This window comes from Streptomyces sp. NPDC001858, assembly GCF_053594615.1.
Genome location: NZ_JBSFEV010000051.1, coordinates 26,341 through 43,909 on the forward strand (window position 1 = coordinate 26,341; position 17,569 = coordinate 43,909).

The following is a 17,569-nucleotide window of genomic DNA, read 5'->3' on the forward strand; positions in this document are numbered from 1 at the left end:
AGCGCGAAGGACGAGTTCGGAATTATTCGACGCCGACGCCGACGCCGACGCCGACGCCGACGCCGACGCCGACGCCGACGCCGACGCCGACGCCGACGCCGACGCCGACGCCCCCCCCGGCCGGCTCAGCGGGGCGGCGCGACGAACTCGGGCTGGTCGAGCACACGCAGCCAGCTTCCGTCGGGCTGGCGTCGGACGACCTGCGCCCGGGCGCCGGCCCCGTCCTTCGGCGGGGTCGAAGTGAGGGCGATGCCGCCGCTGATCAGCGTCGGCAGCGGTTGTCGGGTTCGAAACGAGGGCGGTTGGCCAGCACCTTCTCCCACAGCGCACGGATCGCCTCCCGCCCCACCGTCAACTCCCCAGGCGGGTAGGCCATCACCGCGTCCTCCTCGTACAGCGCGGCGACCCCGGCCGCGTCACCGGCGTTGGACCGCTCGACGAACAAGCGGGTGACGTCCTCGGGCCGCAGGGCCTTCTCGTACTCCGGCATGGGTTCCTCCTGGCGTCTGGCTTCGCTGCTCGTGCTTCCCAGCCTGGTCAGTCACCACTCAGAAGTCCAACAGATGGTTGTACTGGTAGCTAGAATCCACAGTCATGGAGTTGAGGCAGCTCGAATACTTCGTCGCAGTCGCCGAAGAGCGGAACTTCACCCGGGCGGCCGAGCGGGTGCACATCAGTCAGTCCGGCGTCAGCGCCCAGATCCGCCAGCTGGAGCGGGAACTCGGCGCCGAGCTGTTCGACCGGTCGGCGCGCACCGCCACCCTCACCGTCGCGGGAAAGGCCGCGCTCGAACACGCCCGCGCCGCACTCGCCGCGGCTGCGGCGGTCGGCCAGGCCGTGGGGCAGGTGACCGATCTGATCCGGGGTCGGCTCACGGTCGGGATGGTCATCGGCTGCACCCTCACCCCGCTGTTCGACGCCCTGGCCGCGTTCCACCGGGCGCATCCCGGCGTCGAGATCGCCCTCCTGGAGGACAACTCCGACCGGCTCGTCGACGAGGTACGCGCCGGCGCGATCGACCTGGCTCTCGTCGGTACCGCGACCGCCACCCCCGACGGACTCGACGCGCTGACCATCGTCAGCGAGCGCCTCGTCGCAGCGGTTCCGGCCGAACACCCCTTGGCGAGACGACGGCGGGTCGCTCTGCGCGACCTGACCGCCCACCCCATCGTCTGCATGCCACCCGGCACCGGCCTGCGCACGGTGTTCGACCGGGCCTGCGCCGCACAGAACCTCCGACCCACGATCGCGTTGCAGGCCAGCGCCGCGGATGCCATCGCCGACCTCGCGACCCGCGGACTCGGCGTCGCCGTCCTCAGCAACTCCATGGCCGTCGGCTACCGCGACCGGCTCACCGCCCGCGTCATCGATGACGTCGAAGCACCGGCGCTGCTCGCCCTGATCTGGAAGAGCACGCACAGCCCGGCCGTGCGCGAGTTGCTCAAGCACAGCCGGCAGGCGTTCGCCAAGCCTGGACCCGAGTGCCCGCTGAGTGCCCCCTGACTGCCTCCTGACTGTCCCAGGAGTGCCCCTCCGGCCCTGGCGGGGGCCGTGCCCCGGGCCCTAGTGTCGAACCTTCGGGTGCCCGAAGGAGACCTGGAGGACCGCTGAGCGTGCGAGAGACAGTGACACCCTCGGTGCTGCCCACCCTTGCGGCGGGGCCGAGGAAGCGGGCACAGGGCACGGCCCCGGAGCGAACCGCTGGGCAGCCGGCGCACCCTGACGGACTTGCTGTCCTGCAGCGGACGGCAGGCAACGCCGCTGTGACGCGCTGGCTGCAGCGCCAGGAGAACCCCGAGGTCAGGCAGGACGCGCAGCGGCACGCCGCCGACCCCACCGTGCACGGGGAGTGGGGCACCTTCCGCGCCCTGATGGCCCGGGCCGGCTTCCCCGACGACGTCACGGACATCGCCTGGCAACTCATCCTCGGCGGCATCGCCGAACAGGGACAGCTCAACGACGAGGCCATGGCCAAGTTCAGCGAACGCCAGCGACAACGCGACCACCGCGCGTCGAACAGCTGGTACCAGGAGCTGGTGAAGCTCATCGGCGACTACATGGCGATCGACACGCCGACGCTGGCACTCTGGTCGGGCGGCAGGGCGGTCAGCGACTACGCCCGGTCCAAGGGCCACACCCCGCTGGAGGCCAGCCCCTTCGGCGGTGTGGTCGACAAGCTGACCCTGACCTCGGACTGGATGCTCAAGACGCCGATGTGGAACGTCCTGTCCAAGGCGTTCGTGAGTCGCGCCCGCGGCCCCGTCCACATCTTTCTGCGGGCCTACAACCCGGACAGCGTCCTCATCGCGCAGGAAGTCCCGCAGCTCCGCGTGGTCATGGCGCTCAACCCGGCGGTGCAGCTCATCTGGCACCCGGTGTACGCCGCTGCCGACGGAAGGTTGATGGAGGTCACCAAGAACCTCGAACTGGCCTCCGACGCCGCCTACCCCAGCCGGGACAAGTGCGTGCAGGTCCTCTACGACTACCTCCGACTCATCCACGACCCGGCCAACGCCCACTCACAACTCGCCCACGCGGGGATGAGCGCCCGTCTCGCCGCCAACGGCTTCCCGCAGTAGCACGTCGTGCAGCAGACTCGCCTCGACATCGCCCGGATCCGGGCGGCTCGCCGCGTGATCGACCCGGTCTTCCTCGACAGCCCGCTGTACCGCTGCGAGGCGTTGGAGCCCGAACTCGGGTGTGCGCTGAGCATCAAGCTCGAAACGGCGAACCCGGTGCGCAGCTTCAAGGGCCGCGGCACCGAGGTGGTCGCGAACCTGTTGGCCGACGACGGCTCGCGAGCCGCGGTGTGCGCCAGCGCGGGCAATCTCGGCCAGGCCCTCGCCTGGTCCGGTCGCGGCCGAGGCCTTGAGGTGAGCGTCGTGGCGTCCCGCTTCGCGACGGTGGCCAAGCTGGACCGCATCCGCGCGTTGGGCGCCAGGTTGGAGCTGGTGGACGGCGACCACGAGCTGGCTCGCGAGCGGGCGGCGGCCATCGCGCGGCACGAAGGCATCCGGCTGGTCGAAGACAGCCTGGACATCGAGACGTGTGAGGGCGCGGCGACCATCGGCCTGGAACTGGTGGACGACGCCGCGCCGTCGTTCGACACCGTCCTGATCGCTCTCGGCGGCGGGGCGCTGGCCACCGGCGTGGGCCAGGTGCTGAAGGCGCTGGCACCCGAAGTGGAGGTGATCTGCGTCCAGCCGCTCGGCGCACCGGCGTTGACCCACTCATGGCGTCAACGACGTGTCGTCACGACCGACTCGACCGACACCATCGCCGACGGCGTCGCCGGCCGACGTCCCATCCCGGCCGTCCTGGACGACCTCCTGCTGGTCGCCGACGACGCCGTCCTGGTGCGGGAGGCGTCGATCATCGCCGGCATGCGGATGCTCCTCGACCACGCCGGCCTCGTGGTCGAACCGTCGGCCGCGCTCGGCATCGCCGCGATCCTCGAAGACCGCGACCGCTTCGCCGGCCGACACGTGGTCACCATCGTGTGCGGCAGCAACGTCGACCTGGACGCCTATCACCGCTGGATCGGCGCGGCGCCCCGCCACCGGTCTTGACGGACCTCGAAGGGCGGGCGATCAGCCAGGGACATCCAGGCCGTTGCGACCGCGAGCCGCTCGGATCTGGCTGAGCCACTCTGCGCCCAGTCGGCGACCGTCCGGGAGTTGGTCGTCGCGATCCCAGCGCCAGGTGGTGATGATCGCCAGCACGAGGATCCGGCACGCGCGCAGCAAGTCCTGATCGACACCCGGATAGTGCGCGCCGACTTCTTCCGGCGCGTGGGCGAGGTCGAATTCGACCGGCCCACGGCAACACGTCTCAAGGTCGATGAACAGCAGTCCGGTCTTCGTGGTGAGCACGTTGCCCGGATGCGGCTCGCCATGCAGCAACTGCTCGGCGCCGCCGCGCTCGCCGATCACTCGTCTCAGGTTTCGCAAGGTGTCGCCGAGCAGTTCCCGGTCCGCGTCGGCGAGTGCCGGAGTGCGGTTGCGGTCCGCCACGAGCTGCTGTGCCTGCTCGACTCGATCCGTGAAGTGCGGCGTCGGGACGTCGAGCGTGCGCATGCCGGCATGCAGCCGCTCCAGCGCACGGGCGTAGTCGCCCGGTGAGACTTCTTCGGGGGTCCCGGATGCGTAGTAGGTCCACAGCGTGACCACGAACCCATCACGCTCATACACGCGAGGCTCCACCCGAGGTTCGAGCGCAGCCACAGGGCACCCGGACTCGGCGAGCCGCTGAGCCAGCTCGACCTCGAACTGTGCGAACTGATGCGCGACGGGTGCCACCCGGGCCAGGACGTCACAAGGCAGCAGCCGCAGAGTGAGCCTGTTCGAGTCATGGAGCACGATCGCGTCGTCGACCGCCAGGCCGAGCGATGCGCCGGTCGACATGGCCGCGGCCACCGCACGCGAAAACTCCGACGCCTGCATCGTCGCCCGGCCCCTGTCCCTTGAGCGCTGCCACAAATCTCCGAGCGGCGAGCCTAACGCGGCACGCGGTAGCGGAGGTAGACGAATTTCGAGCTGAAGGTGCGGGTCTCGACGAGTTCGAGATCCACCCGGCGCTCGTCTCGCGGAAAGAACGGAATGCCACCGCCGACCAGCACCGGGTGGACCACGGCCTGGTACTCGTCGATCAGCCCCGCCGCGGCCGCCTCGGCGGCGAGAGTCGCACCGCCGATCGCGATGTCGCCCTCGCCCGGCTCGGCGCGCAACCGCTCGATCTCCTCCGCCACACCACCGGAGGCCAGGCGGGCATTGCCCTCGACCGCCGACAGAGTGGTGGAGAACACCACCTTCGGCAGCGGATTCCAGAGCGCGGCCCATTCGAGTTCGGCTTCGCCGAGCGACGGGTCCTGCTCGGCGGTCTCCCAGTACAGCATCGTCTCGTAAAGCCGTCGTCCCAACAGATGGACGCCGACGTCTCGAATCTCGTCGATCCAGAACCGAAAGACCTCCTCGTCGGGCTCCGTCCAGTCGAAGCCGCCGTCCGGTCCGACGATGTAGCCGTCGAGCGAGACGCCCATCGAATAGGTCACCCTGCGCATCAGAACTCCTCCTCGGTAGCGGCTTCGACACTACGACCCCCAGCCGCCACGGAACCCATCACGGCTCGCGGGACCCCCGAGCGGGAATACGTCACGAAATCATTTCATCCGTGCGCGAGAGCCTGCGGGCAACGCCTTCAAGGACAGCGGCACACGCTCCCTCACCATGCCGGTCATGTTCAGCTCGGCGCAGGCGCGTCTCGTCGTTCGTACTCGAACCAGTCGAAGTGGAGCGTGCCTTCGGCGGCGTACAGGCCGATGACGCGACCGGTGAAGCCGCCCGCCACCTCGGTCGACAGATAGCGGCCGTCGAGTGTCGCGAGCACGGTGAACGTGCCGTCGGGCTCCTCGACCCCGAGGGAGACGACGTCGGGTCCGGTGCGCGCGTCGTGCGGAGCCGGCGGAGCGCCGATCGTGATGCCGAGGACCAGCGGCCCGGCGGGCACGGTCCGTTCGGCCACGACCGTGCGCAGCGGGCCGACGCGTGCGATCACCCGTACCTCCGTCGCGGACGCCTCGATCTCGTAGTGGTGCTGCTCGTCCAGGCGGACGGCGAGACCGCCGCGTCCCTCCGCCGGGTCGACGAGCGCACGCGCCCGGCACGCCAGGTGCTGCTGACGCCGGCCGACGAAGACGACGTCGGGCTCGTCCAGGGAACCGCCCCGCGCGCGGAGGGTCAGCCATCCGGAGCGCTCCTCGGTGGTGCAGTGCTCGGCGGGTCGGTCACGCAGCGAGATCCAGGACGGCCGTAGTTCGTCGAGCTCGAAGTCGTCCCGGGGCGCCTCAGCGTGGTGGGGAGCAAGTGGCCATGGGGGAGTGGGCAGTTGCAGTGTCACCTCGCCGACGACGGGCCAGCCGTCCACCCAGGTCACGGGGGTCAGGAACGTCTCACGGCCGAGCACGTGCCAGCCCGGCGTGCCGCCGCCCGGCCGTACGCCGAGCAGCAGCATCCACCAGGAACCGTCGGGGCCCTGCACCAGATCGGCGTGGCCGGTGTTCTGGACGGGGTGATCGGTGCCGCGGTGGGTGAGGATCGGGTTGGCCGGGCACGGCTCGAACGGGCCGGTGGGCGCGTTGCCGCGGGCGATGGAGACGCCGTGGCCGCGCTCGGTGCCGCCTTCGGCGATGAGCAGATACCAGTGGTCGCCGATCCGGTACAGATGCGGCGCCTCCGGAGCCTTGGCGCCGGGGCCGCCCGACCAAAGGCGCGTCGGCGGGCCGTACGTCTCGCCGGTGCGGGGGTCGATGCGGATCTGTCCGACCCCCGCGAACGTGCACCAGCAGGTGCCGTCCTCGTCCCAGGCGAGGTCCGGGTCGATGCCGGGGACGTCGGGCAGCGGGAGTGGATCCGACCAGGGGCCGGCGGGGTCGGTGGCGGTGACGAGCAGGTTGCCGCCGCCTTCGCTCACATTGGTGACGATCAGCCAGAAACGGCCGTCGTGGTGGCGCAGGGTGGGCGCGTAGATCCCGCCGGAGGACGGCATGCCGACGGGCAGCCGCAGTTGGCTCGGCCGGTCCAGGGCGTTGCCGATCTGCGTCCAGTGCACCAGGTCGCGGCTGTGGAAGAGGGGGACGCCGGGGAAGTACTCGAAGCTGGAGCACGCGAGGTAGTAGTCGTCGCCGACGCGGCAGACGCTGGGATCGGGGTGGAAACCGGGGATCACGGGGTTGGCGAGGGTGTCGTCCGCCCGGTGCTCGTGGAGCATCCCTTGCGTCCTTTCGTCGGGGGAGTCGAAGCGCTTCACCTATCGGGGGACGCTACTGACACCTTTCCTGCGAAACAATAGGAAGGGTTGAAGAAAAGTTTCGCTGGCCTGCTGCATTGACACCTATTGACGGGATGTCAGGCTGGGCGAGTGCTGTCGATGCGCTTCGACGCAAGGCATCGACACCCTGTCCTTCTGGGCGCTCCAGCGCGACAACGGCGGCTGCGTCGGGAGCATCGACCGGAGGCTCCGACTCCTGTTCCGGGATCAGCCCGGAGACCTGAGACTTCAGCCACGCCTTCGAGCCGTTCACACGCTGCTTTGATCCTGGGCGGTCGTGCCGGACGGCGCCGTGCGGTCCAGTGGCAATTGCTCGATTTGATCCACTTTTCGAACAGCCTTTACGCTGCCGGACGGGACAACGGCTGTGGCCGGCACGGACACCTCGGGGGAAGGCGTGATGTGGACCGGGTACCTCCGGCACGGCTGGTGCCGACCGTGACCAAGCCACGGTCCGGCGCGGCGGAGCAGCCCTCACTGCTGGGGCGCAACGACCTCCTGCGCGCCGTACACGCCCACACCGAACGGGCGCGCGCCGGCCACGGCGGGCTGTTACTGATCATCGGCGAGGCGGGCATCGGCAAGACGTCTCTGGCCGGTTGCGCGGTCCAAGAGGCGAAGCACCAGGACATGGCCGTGCTGCGCGGGTCGTGCTGGGACGCCGACGGCACTCCCGGGTACTGGCCCTGGTCACAGGTCGTCCGGGGCCTGCGGAGCGCCGTTCAGGCAGAGGCGTGGGAGGCCGTGTCGGACGCTGCCGGCGCGGCGTGCCAGGTTCTGCTGGGCAGCGGCTCCAAGACGGCGGAGGTGGACCGGTTCCAGTTGTTCGACGCGGTCACGACCGTACTGGTCACCGCCTCGCAACAGCAGCCGGTGCTGGTGGTGCTGGAGGACGTGCACTGGGCGGACGCGGCGTCGGTCGCCCTGCTGGAGTTCGCGGCCCAGCACATGTCACTGGAACGGGTGTTGATCGTCGCCACGTTCAGGGATGTGGAGATCGAGCGGCCGGACCACCCCTTGCGCGACCCGTTGCGGTCGCTGATGACCCGGGCCACGACGCTGGCGCTGACCGGGCTCGGGACCGCGGACGTGACGGAGCTGATGCGTCGTACGGCGGGGAGGACACCGGACGAGGGAGTCGTCGGCGAGGTCCTGCGGCGGACGGGCGGCAACCCCTTCTTCGTCCAGGAGACCGCCCGCCTGTGGGCGGGCGGTCATGACGTGACCGCGATCTCGCCGGGCCTGCACGCCTCCCTCCAACAGCGGTTGGGGCTGCTGGACGACGCGGTGGCGGAGTGTCTCGGCGCCGCGTCCGTGCTGGGACGCCGTTTCCACGCCGACACGCTGGCGGGCGTCCTCGGAGAGTCGCCGACCCAGGTGAGGCGGTGGCTGGCCCAGGCCGCGGACGCCCAACTGGTGGAGCACGACCGGTCCGGAGAGGTCGTCTTCAAGCATGACCTCGTACGCGAGACGCTGTACGGCGACCTGGACGCACCCCGCGCGCGCCGACTGCACGCCGCCGCCGCGGGTGCGCTGCGGAATACGGCGGCGGCACGGGACATGACCCTCCCGGTCGAGCTGGCGCGCCACGCCTACTTCTCCTTCGAGGAACTGGACCGCGACGTGGCGGTGGACCTGATGCTGTCCGCGGCACGCCATGCGGAGACCCGCATGGCCCATGAGGAGGCCGCGGGACATTACGGCCGCGCCCTGGACCGTCTCGGCCGGGCGGCCCCTCGGCGGCGTGTGCTGCTCGGGCTCGACCTGGGGCTGGCGCTCCAGCTGTCCGGTGCGCACGAGCGTTCCTGGAGCGTCTTCGGCGACGCCGCCGCTCTGGCCAGGGACCTGGGCGACCCTCTGCTGATGGGGCGGACGGCACTGACCCTCTACGGGGCCGACGGGCAGGGTGACACCGCCCTGCTGAAACAGCGCGCCCTGCGCTGGGCGCTCGGCCAACGCACCGGATCCGGCGCGACAACCGGATACGACGCGACCACCGGATCCTGCGCGACAGCGGACACGGTCGACGACGATCTGCCGCTCTCGCAGTCCCACCTGGCCCGGCGCGTCGCGACGGCGGTGATCGTCGGCGCCCGTGCGGCAGGCGATGACGACAGCCTGCACATCGGTCTGTGGGCGAAGTTGCAGGCCGAGTGGGGGCCGCGGACGGCCGCAGGCCGGCACGCCCTGGCGTCGGAACTCATCGCGCTGTCCCGCAACCGGGGCGACCGATGGACGGAGCACGTCGCGATGTCCATGCGGTGGGTCGCGGCACTCGAATCCGACGAGCCTCGGTTCCTGGAAGACTTCCACGCCATGCTGTCGGTGGCCGCCGCCGACGGCTCACCCCGCTTGCGGCTGACCGCGATCATCGACCGCAGCGTCGTCCACGCCATGACGGGCGGGTTCACCGAGGCGGCGAACCTGCTCGACGCTTCCGTCTCCATGAGTGCGCCGGGCCCCAACTACTACCAGTACTTCATCTCCCACCACCGCTGGACACTGCTCCTCATGCAGGGCAGGTTCACCGAGGCGAGGGAGCTGCGGGGCGAACTGCGGCGTCAGCAGCACCCGTACGTCGATCTCGTGGCGGCGCTCACGGAACTGGAAGCCGGCGAGAGCCCGCGCGTGCCCGTCCCCCGGCCGGGCGCCGGCGGCGGCGACACAGTGCTGCACCGCAGTGTCACCCCTCTGTGGCTGCGCTACCAGGCGCAGGCGGCCGCCGCCTCGGGCGACCCTGCGTGGTGCGACAACGCCCGCGCCGCGCTGTCCCCGTACGCGGGCCAGTGGCTGGTCTCCCTCTTCGGATGGGACATCAGCGGCCCGGCGTCCCTCTGGCTGGGCATCCTGGATGCCGGTCAGCGCCGCTGGGAGTCGGCGGTGCGCCACCTCACCGAAGCCCGCCGATCGGCCGACCGGCTGCACGCGCTGCCATGGTCACTGCGCGCCCGCGTCGAGCTGGCCCTCGCGCTGGCGGCGCAGGGAACGGGTGGCGAGCAGACCCTCAACACGCTGCTCGACGAGACGGCGACGCAAGCCCACCAACTCGGGATGACGCACCTGCTGGCCCGCATCGCGCACCTCGGCCCGCGGCCCGTGCGGGACGAGCCGGCCCCCCTGTACGAGTTCCGCCGCAACGGCGAGGTGTGGCGGCTGACGTACGGGGGCCGCACCACGCACATGCCCGACGCGAAGGGGCTGCGGGACCTGCACTGCCTGCTGAGCGAACCCGGCCGCGACGTCCCGTCCGTCCGGCTGCTGAACCCGCAGGACGACGCCGTGGCGACTGCGCACGCCATGGGGGCCGACGAGGTGCTGGACGACGAAGCACGCCGGCGGTATCGCCTACATCTGGAGCGGCTGGAGACGGAGATCGACCGGGCCGTCGAGCAGGGGGACGACCGGCGCGCGGCGGCCTACGACCAGGAGCGCGCCGCTCTGCTGGAGGAACTGCGCCGGTACGCGGGCCTGGGCGGCCGGGCCCGCAGGCTGGGCGATCCGCGCGAACGCGCCCGTAAGAACGTCACGGCCCGCATCCGCGACACCCTGCGCCGGCTGGACGAGCAGCACCCCGAACTGGCAGCCCATCTGCGGCGCACCGTGTCCACCGGGACGATGTGCCGCTACACACCCGACCAGGACATCCGCTGGCATGTGTGACCTGGTGGGTGAACCCCCGGCCCCCGCGGCCACCGCATGACGGCGACCGCGAAGCCCGAGTCGTGCGGACGGATCACAGGGGTTGCCAGTCGTGCCAGTCGCTGCCGGGCCGGTGCTGCCAGCGGTGGTGGACGCCGCCGGGGTTGTTGGCGAAGATCTCCAGCCGTCCGTCACGGTTGCGCAGGGCCTGGACGAAGTAGCCTCCGCCGCCGAGGTCCTGCCATGTGCGCCAGGCGCCGGTCGTGTCGACCTGGTAGTTGTGCTGGAGGACCTGGTCGGTCAGGGCGAAGATCTCGATCCGGTCGTCGTGCGATTCCACTGTGGCGAGTCGTGCGTCTGCCGGGCCGCCGAGGGGCTGCCAGTCGTGCCAGTCGCCGCCGGGGGTGTGCTGCCAGCGATGGTGCACGCCGGTGGAGTTCGTGGCGAAGACCTCCAGACGTGCGTCGTGGTTCCTGGCCACGGCCAACTGTTCGCCGCCCAGCCCGAAATCCACCCACTGCCGCCAGGCGCCGTCCGCATCCGTCTGACAGGTGTGGCGGAAGACGTCGTCGGTCAGGGCGAACAGCTCGATCCGTCCGTCCGACGCGGGGGCGGCCGCCAGCCGGGCACTCGGCGGACCGCCCAACGGCCGCCAGTCGTGCCACGTGCCGCCCGGTGTGTCGTGCCACCGGTGATGTACTCCGCCCGGATTGCTCGCGAACACCTCCAGACGACCGTCCCGGTTCCTGGCCACCGCCAGATGATCGCCGCCGTCGCCGAAGCCGTACCAGTCGGCCCACTCCGCCGACACCTTCACCTGATACCGGTGCATGAAGGTCTCGCCGTTCATCGCGAACAGTTCCAGCCGCCCGTCCGGCGACGCCGACAACGTGACCGTCGCGTTGCCCGGTCCGCCGAACGCCTGCCATCCGGACCAGGCCCCGCCGGCCTGGTGCTGGTAGGTGTGGTAGATCTGGTCGATCGCCCCGTGGAAGATCTCCAGTCGGCCGTCCCCGGACATCCCCACCGCCAGCCGTTGCCGCCGATCCGGCACCACAGGACCGACCGCTGCGCTCGCTTCGGCCAGCAGCGCCCGGGCTTTGCCCTCGGCCTGGTCGTAGCGGTCGGGGAACGCGGAGCGCTGCACCTTTTGCGCTGTCTGACCGGCGCTCAGGTTCGGCTGCTGTTCCTCGACCCGGATCGCGCGCGTGAAGAACTGCTCGGCGGCATACGGCACATGCCGGATCTGTTGCGGGGTTCCCCACCCCTGGCTGGGGCGCTGCTGGAAGACGCCCAGTGAGTCGCGGTCACCGCAGTCGAGGTTGTTCATGTGTGACTCGACCCAGCCCGCTTCGAAGCCGGCGAGCATCACCTTCTCCGAAACGCCGAGATCGCGGCCGACGGTGTAGACGCTCTTCGTGACGTCGAGGTCTCGGTCAGGTGGAATGCGGCAGGGCGCCATGGAACTGCTCCTGTTCTGTGCGTGAGGGGGAAAGAGGTAGGGCGGAGCCGGGCTGCTTCACAGGGGTTGCCAGTCGTGCCAGTCGCTGCCGGGCCGGTGCTGCCAGCGGTGGTGGACGCCGCCGGGGTTGTTGGCGAAGATCTCCAGCCGTCCGTCGCGGTTGCGGAGGGCCTGGACGAAGTAGCCTCCGCCGCCGAAGTCTTGCCACGCCCGCCAGGCGCCGGTCGTGTCGACCTGGTAGTTGTGCTGGAGGGCCTGGTCGGTCAGGGCGAAGATCTCGATCCGGTCGTCGTGCGACTCCACTGTGGCGAGTCGTGCGTCTGCCGGGCCGCCGAGGGGCTGCCAGTCGTGCCAGTCGCCGCCGGGGGTGTGCTGCCAGCGGTGGTGCACGCCGGTGGAGTTCGTGGCGAACGCCTCCAGCCGGCCGTCGCGATTGTGCGCGACGGCGAGGTGTCCGCCCCCGGCGCCGAAGTCGACCCACTGGCGCCATGTGCCGCTCAGGTCGGTCTGGCAGGTGTGGCGGAAGACGTCGTCGGTCAGGGCGAACAGCTCGATCCGTCCGTCCGACGCGGGGGCGGCCGCCAGCCGGGCACTCGGCGGACCGCCCAACGGCCGCCAGTCGTGCCACGTGCCGCCGGGGGTGTCATGCCAGCGGTGATGCACTCCGGCGGCGTTGCTGGCGAAGACCTCCAGACGTCCGTCGTGGTTCCTGGCGACGGCCAGGTGATCGCCGCCTCCGCCGGAGGTGTTCCAGTCGCTCCAGTCGGCGGAGACCTTGACCTGGTACCGGTGCATGAAGGTCTCGCCGTTCATCGCGAACAGTTCCAGCCGCCCGTCCGGCGACGCCGACAACGTGACCGTCGCGTTGCCCGGTCCGCCGAACGCCTGCCATCCGGACCAGGCCCCGCCGGCCTGGTGCTGGTAGGTGTGGTAGATCTGGTCGATCGCCCCGTGGAAGATCTCCAGTCGGCCGTCCCCGGACATCCCCACCGCCAGTCGTTGCCGCCGGTCCGGCACCACGGGGGCGTTCCACCAGCTTGTCTCCTGGCGGGCTCCCGCCCAGGAGAAGCTGAAGTGGATGTGGTTGGTGTGGGGGTTGGCGCCCCGGTAGGGCTGCCAGCCGGCGCTGTGCCGGTTGGCCATCCAGATACGCCGGTTCCAGATCATGTACATGATGCCGAATCGGCGGGCCAGGGCATGGGTGTTGCCGTGCCGGTCGGTGGCGTGGAGCCAGTCGATCAGGTCGTCCGCCAGATGGCCCTGGCCCTGGACGTTCACGCCCCAGTCCCAGGCGCGGCCTTCCTTGTGCTCGCTCTGGCCTCCGCTGCCGCATTCCCGGCTGATCCCCAGGCTGGTCGTCTCGGGATACGCCGCGAGCACCAGGTCACGGAAGCCGAGCAGGCCGGGTTTGGCGGCGGGATCGCAGCCTTGCTGCGGATCGTAGAGCGCGTAGGGGTCGATGTCCGGACCGAAATCGGGTGCGGTGGGCGCCATACCGGGCTCCTTCAGTCTGTCCCCCCGCCCGATGCGAGGGTGCTGTACCCGTAAGTGCGCGTGATCGGAACTGGCCACCGCCGGATGCGATCACGCGCCTTCCTTGCGGCAGGGCCCTCCGTGCCCGAAGGTGCGTCCGATCGGGCCGCCTCCGGTGCGTCCACGCACCGGTGCCGACGACCACGAGGAAGGCTCGCGCTGTGACGCACCTCAGAATTCCTCGCCGGGCGGCCGTGTTGACGACGGTCATCGCCCTGGCGCTCACCGCGCTCGTGCTGATCGGGCTGATCGGGCTGAGCACCACCGCGGACACCGATGCCGGGCGGGCAGCCACGGGGACCCGGCGCGCCGCCGTCGTCGTCGCCGGTGACACGGTACGCACGGACGCGGGGCCGGTCCGCGGCACCCGGTCGGGCGCGTACCGGATCTTCCACGGCATCCCCTACGCGGGCGCCCCGACGGGACGGCACCGGTGGGCGCCACCCCGGCCGGTACGGCTGTGGAAGGCGGTCAGGGACGCCACCAAGCCGGGGCCGCTGTGCCCGCAGGTGCCTTCGCCGTACGCGCAGGTGTCCAGCACGGAGGAGGACTGCCTGGTCCTGAACGTCACGACACCGCCCCCTTCGGCCCTGCGGCAGGCCGCGCCCGCGCCCGTGCTGGTGTGGATCCACGGGGACGGATCCGTGGGTGGCGGCGCCCTTTTCGACGGTCGCCGGCTGGCCGAACGGGGTCTGGTGGTCGTCACCGTCAACTACCGTCTCGGCGTCTTCGGCGGCCTCGCCCTGCCGGGTCTGGAGGGGGCCGGCGCCTTCGGCCTCCAGGACCAGCAGGCGGCGCTGGCCTGGGTAAGGAACAACGCGCGGGCCTTCGGCGGTGATCCCGGCAACGTCACGGTGGCCGGGGTGTCGTTCGGCGCGTCAGCGGTCGCCGGGCATCTGACCTCGCCCGGTTCCAGAGGCCTGTTCCACCGCGCCGTCATGGCGAGCGGTGAGGCCGTGATGGACATGCCGGCCGGCGCCATGGGCCCGGGCGTACCGGGATACCCCTGGTACGTCTGGCGGACGGGCCGCGAGATGGAGGACATCACCACCGAGATGACCTCGTCCCTCGGCTGCCGCAGCGACCGTCCCGAACGCACTCTCGCCTGCCTGCGCGCCCTGCCCGTGAAGACGATCCTCAAGGTGCCGTACATCATGAACGCCTTCCAGGCGTTCGGATACGGCAACGCCACCCTGCCCGAACTGCCGCCCACGGCACTGCGCGCAGGGCGCTTCCACCGCGTTCCGGTCCTGTCCGGCGCGACGCGCGACGAGCACCGCGTGTTCGTCGGGATGACGTACGACGCGGTGGGCGAACCGTTCACCGAGGCGGACTACGACGACGCGCTGCGCACCGCGTTCGGGGCGAGCCGGGCGGCGCGCGTGCGGGCCGAGTATCCGTCGACCGCGTTCCCCTCTCCCGGCCTGGCGTGGGCGACCGTGATCACCGACCGGATGTGGGCACGCGGCACACAGGCCCAGCACACCGCGCTGGCACGGCATGTGCCGCTGTACGCCTACGAGTTCGCCGACCGCGACGCACCGATGTTCCTGCCGCTGCCGGGCGACTTCGACTTCGGCGCGTTCCACGCGGGCGACACCCCGTACCTGTTCGAGGACGAGGCGGCCGAGCCGCTGTTCACCCCGGCGCAGCGCCGCCTGTCGGACACGATGGCGGGATACTGGGCGGCGTTCGCGCGAACCGGCGAGCCCCGCGGCGCGGGCCTGCCGCCCTGGCTCCCCCATGGACCGGCGGCAAACGGCCGTCCGTACACACAGTCGCTGTCACCGGAGCGGATCGGTCCCGTCGACTACCACCGCGAACACAACCTCGGGTTCTGGAGCCGTCTGCCCTGACGCCCTGACGCCCTGACGCCCTGACGCCCTGACGCCATGCCGCTCTTCGCGGACCCGGGCGGTTTCGGCGGCATCGCCCCTGACTCCACCGCCCGAGCCGGGTCTGCCTGAAGTGGGGCTGTGGCGCCGTCCCGGTCGGCCGGCCTGGCTGCGTGCGTGGCCGGGTCGGCGACTTGGCGCGCGCCAACGGCAACCGGCCCGAGCTGATCTTCGCCCACAAGGACTGCCCGCCCTGGATTAGCGGGCGTTGAGCAGGCTCGCGAGCAGGTGGAGCCGCTCGGCGTCGGGGCCGCCCTCGACGGCGGTGCAGACGATCATCATCGGGCCGGGAGCGCCCGGCAACGGGTAGGCGTCCCAGTCCAGGTTCAGCTCGCCGACCAGAGGGTGGTTGACGCGCATCCGGCCGCGCGTCGTTTCCCCCACGTCGTGGCGGGCCCACAGCGTTGCGAACTCGTCGCTGCGCACCGCGAGTTCGCCGACCAGTTCCACGGCGCGCGGGTGCCCCGGATCGGCGGCGACCTGTGCGCGCAGCATCGCGGTCAGCTCGGCGACGGTGGCGGCCCGCTCCGGGCAGGTCTGGCCGGCCTCGGGGTGCAGCAGAAGCTTGAGCAGGTTCCGCTCCGTCACCGGGAGTCCGGTGAACTCGCCCAGCAGTGCGCCGGCCAGCGGGCTCCAGGCCAGCACGTCCAGGTAGCGGCCCACGACCAGCCCCGGCGAGGGCATTGTGCGCAGCAACCGCTGTGTGGTCTGCGGTACTTGCTCAGGTTCGTACCGGCGCGGGGCGCGGGCGGGTGTGCGCGTGGCGGCGGCGAGGCTGTGCAGGTGCCGGCACTCCTCGGCGGTGAAGTCGAGGGCGCGCGCGAGGGCGTCAAGGACCTGTTCGGAAGGCCGGACGTCGCGTCCCTGCTCCATGCGCTGGTAGTAGTCCGAACTCACCCCCGCCAGCAGGGCCAGTTCCTCACGCCGCAGCCCGGCGACACGCCGCCTCGGGCCGGGTTCGAGGCCGACGTCCTCCGGCCGCAGCCGGGTCCGGCGGGTCCGTAGGAATTCGGCGAGTTCGCGTCGGGGATCGTCGGTCAACGCGATGGGGGCGTCGGTCACGGCGCCATTATGCCTCGGTGGCCGCTGGGGAGGGTGGGTCTGCCAGTCCCAGGAAAGGGCGAACGACCGTGATGCCGCGAGCAGGGACCAGTATCGGATCCACACCAGCCGACCACGGAAGGACAGCGACATGAAGGCCGCTCAGATCGCGAGTTACGGTGCACCGGACGTTCTGCGGATCAACGATGTCGACCGCCCCGCCCCCGCTGCCGGCGAGGTCCTGGTGTCGGTCGAGGCGTCCAGCGTGAACGGACACGACGTGATCGTCCGCGCCGGGGAGTTGAAGATGGTGTCGGGGCGCCGCTTCCCGATCGGTGCGGGGCTGGACTTCGCGGGTGTCGTCGCCGAGGCCGGCGCCGACGTCGAGGGCTACCGGGTCGGGGACCGGGTGTGGGGCATGGTGCATCCCCGTCAGCGGCACACCACCGCGGGGGCGGCCGAGTACGTCGTGGTCCCCGCGGACCGGATCGCGCCCGCCCCGGCGGGCATCTCGCCGGTCGACGCGGCCTCCCTGGTCGTGGCGGGCGCCACGGCGCTGATCGCGCTGCGCGACAGTGTGCACCTCGTGGGCGGGGAGCGGGTCCTGGTGCGGGGCGCGGCCGGCGGAGTCGGCACCGCCGCCGTGCAACTGGCACACGCGCTGGGCGGCCACGTCACCGCGCTGGCCCGCGACCGCCACGCACGACTGCTCACCGACCTCGGTGCCGACGTAGTCCTCGACTACGGCTCCACCACCTCGGACCAGATCGGAACGTTCGACGTCATCGTCGACACCGTCGGCTCGGAACTGCACTGCTATCGAGGCCGGTTGGCCAAGGGCGGCCGGATGGTCACCGTCGGCCTGTCGGCCGGCGCCCTGGCCGCCATCGCCGCGTCCAGCGTGTACGGGTCCCGCCGCATCCGTACCTTCAGCGCCGACCCGGACACCACGGTGCTGAGCGACGTGGCCGACCGCGTCACCTCGGGTGCGCTGCGCCCGGTGGTCCACAGCGTTTACCCGCTGGCAGACATCGCCGCCGCGCACGAGGCGTTCGAGCGCGGCGGCGTCGTGGGCAAACAGGTCGTCGCGGTGTCCGCGTAGCTCCGTCGTTGTCGTGAGCACTCGTGAGCACTCGTGAGCATCCGGTTTGACGGTCGATCGGGTGACTCGTGA

General features: G+C 71.0%; 13 protein-coding genes and 2 pseudogenes. 7 read left to right on the plus strand and 8 right to left on the minus strand.

The features are described 5' to 3' along the window. Positions 1–22: 22 nt before the first annotated feature. Both ACWCPF_RS40650 and ACWCPF_RS40655 read right to left on the minus strand, forming a co-directional pair. Positions 23–166, minus strand: a complete 144-nt coding sequence (locus tag ACWCPF_RS40650) for a hypothetical protein (RefSeq protein ID WP_451050195.1) — start codon at positions 164–166, stop codon at positions 23–25. Next, positions 126–490: pseudogene (locus ACWCPF_RS40655) on the minus strand (YybH family protein). The gene ACWCPF_RS40650 and the pseudogene ACWCPF_RS40655 overlap by 41 nt, the downstream one beginning before the upstream one ends. A 104-nt stretch (positions 491–594) precedes the next feature. Between ACWCPF_RS40655 and ACWCPF_RS40660 the strand changes: the two are divergent. From ACWCPF_RS40660 to ACWCPF_RS40670, 3 genes are all read left to right on the plus strand, one after another. Next, a complete protein-coding gene (locus ACWCPF_RS40660) occupies positions 595–1,503 on the plus strand; it encodes a LysR family transcriptional regulator (protein WP_451050174.1) in 909 nt (302 codons plus the stop codon). A 260-nt stretch (positions 1,504–1,763) separates the two neighbouring features. Further along, positions 1,764–2,579, plus strand: a complete 816-nt coding sequence (locus tag ACWCPF_RS40665; protein WP_451050175.1) for a hypothetical protein — start codon at positions 1,764–1,766, stop codon at positions 2,577–2,579. A 6-nt stretch (positions 2,580–2,585) separates the two neighbouring features. Next, entirely contained in the window at positions 2,586–3,569 is a 984-nt protein-coding gene (locus ACWCPF_RS40670; protein WP_451050176.1) for a threonine ammonia-lyase, read from the plus strand. Positions 3,570–3,590: 21 nt separating this feature from the next. Here ACWCPF_RS40670 and ACWCPF_RS40675 read toward each other — a convergent pair whose 3' ends face one another. The 3 genes from ACWCPF_RS40675 to ACWCPF_RS40685 form a co-directional block, all read right to left on the minus strand. Further along, positions 3,591–4,442, minus strand: a complete 852-nt coding sequence (locus tag ACWCPF_RS40675; protein WP_451050177.1) for a phosphotransferase enzyme family protein — start codon at positions 4,440–4,442, stop codon at positions 3,591–3,593. 53 nt (positions 4,443–4,495) lie between these two features. Next, positions 4,496–5,059 (minus strand): dihydrofolate reductase family protein, encoded by a 564-nt coding sequence (locus tag ACWCPF_RS40680; RefSeq protein WP_451050178.1) that lies wholly within the window; start codon positions 5,057–5,059, stop codon positions 4,496–4,498. A gap of 179 nt (positions 5,060–5,238) precedes the next feature. Beyond that, positions 5,239–6,765 carry a glycoside hydrolase family 43 protein gene (locus ACWCPF_RS40685; protein WP_451050179.1) on the minus strand — a complete coding sequence of 509 codons (1,527 nt, stop codon included), beginning with the start codon at positions 6,763–6,765 and terminating at the stop codon, positions 5,239–5,241. A 172-nt stretch (positions 6,766–6,937) separates the two neighbouring features. On the opposite strand from ACWCPF_RS40685, the pseudogene ACWCPF_RS40690 reads away from it, so the two are divergent. Together ACWCPF_RS40690 and ACWCPF_RS40695 are read left to right on the plus strand one after the other, a co-directional pair. After that, positions 6,938–7,046 (plus strand): annotated as a pseudogene (locus ACWCPF_RS40690) (chitinase); the annotation flags it as partial. Between the two features lie 217 nt (positions 7,047–7,263). After that, the gene (locus ACWCPF_RS40695) at positions 7,264–10,485 is read left to right on the plus strand and encodes an AAA family ATPase (RefSeq protein ID WP_451050180.1); all 3,222 of its coding nucleotides are present in this window, start codon (positions 7,264–7,266) and stop codon (positions 10,483–10,485) included. 73 nt (positions 10,486–10,558) lie between these two features. Here ACWCPF_RS40695 and ACWCPF_RS40700 read toward each other — a convergent pair whose 3' ends face one another. Beyond that, a complete protein-coding gene (locus ACWCPF_RS40700; protein WP_451050181.1) occupies positions 10,559–11,926 on the minus strand; it encodes a peptidase M23 in 1,368 nt (455 codons plus the stop codon). Between the two features lie 57 nt (positions 11,927–11,983). After that, a complete protein-coding gene (locus tag ACWCPF_RS40705; protein WP_451050182.1) occupies positions 11,984–13,420 on the minus strand; it encodes a hypothetical protein in 1,437 nt (478 codons plus the stop codon). 200 nt (positions 13,421–13,620) lie between these two features. Here ACWCPF_RS40705 and ACWCPF_RS40710 point away from each other — a divergent pair, with 200 nt between their 5' ends. After that, positions 13,621–15,315, plus strand: a complete 1,695-nt coding sequence (locus tag ACWCPF_RS40710) for a carboxylesterase/lipase family protein (RefSeq protein ID WP_451050183.1) — start codon at positions 13,621–13,623, stop codon at positions 15,313–15,315. Positions 15,316–15,552: 237 nt separating this feature from the next. Here ACWCPF_RS40710 and ACWCPF_RS40715 read toward each other — a convergent pair whose 3' ends face one another. Further along, positions 15,553–16,416 (minus strand): helix-turn-helix transcriptional regulator, encoded by an 864-nt coding sequence (locus ACWCPF_RS40715; protein WP_451050184.1) that lies wholly within the window; start codon positions 16,414–16,416, stop codon positions 15,553–15,555. A gap of 130 nt (positions 16,417–16,546) precedes the next feature. Between ACWCPF_RS40715 and ACWCPF_RS40720 the strand changes: the two genes are divergently transcribed. After that, positions 16,547–17,497 (plus strand): NADP-dependent oxidoreductase, encoded by a 951-nt coding sequence (locus ACWCPF_RS40720; protein ID WP_451050185.1) that lies wholly within the window; start codon positions 16,547–16,549, stop codon positions 17,495–17,497. Positions 17,498–17,569 lie beyond the last annotated feature (72 nt).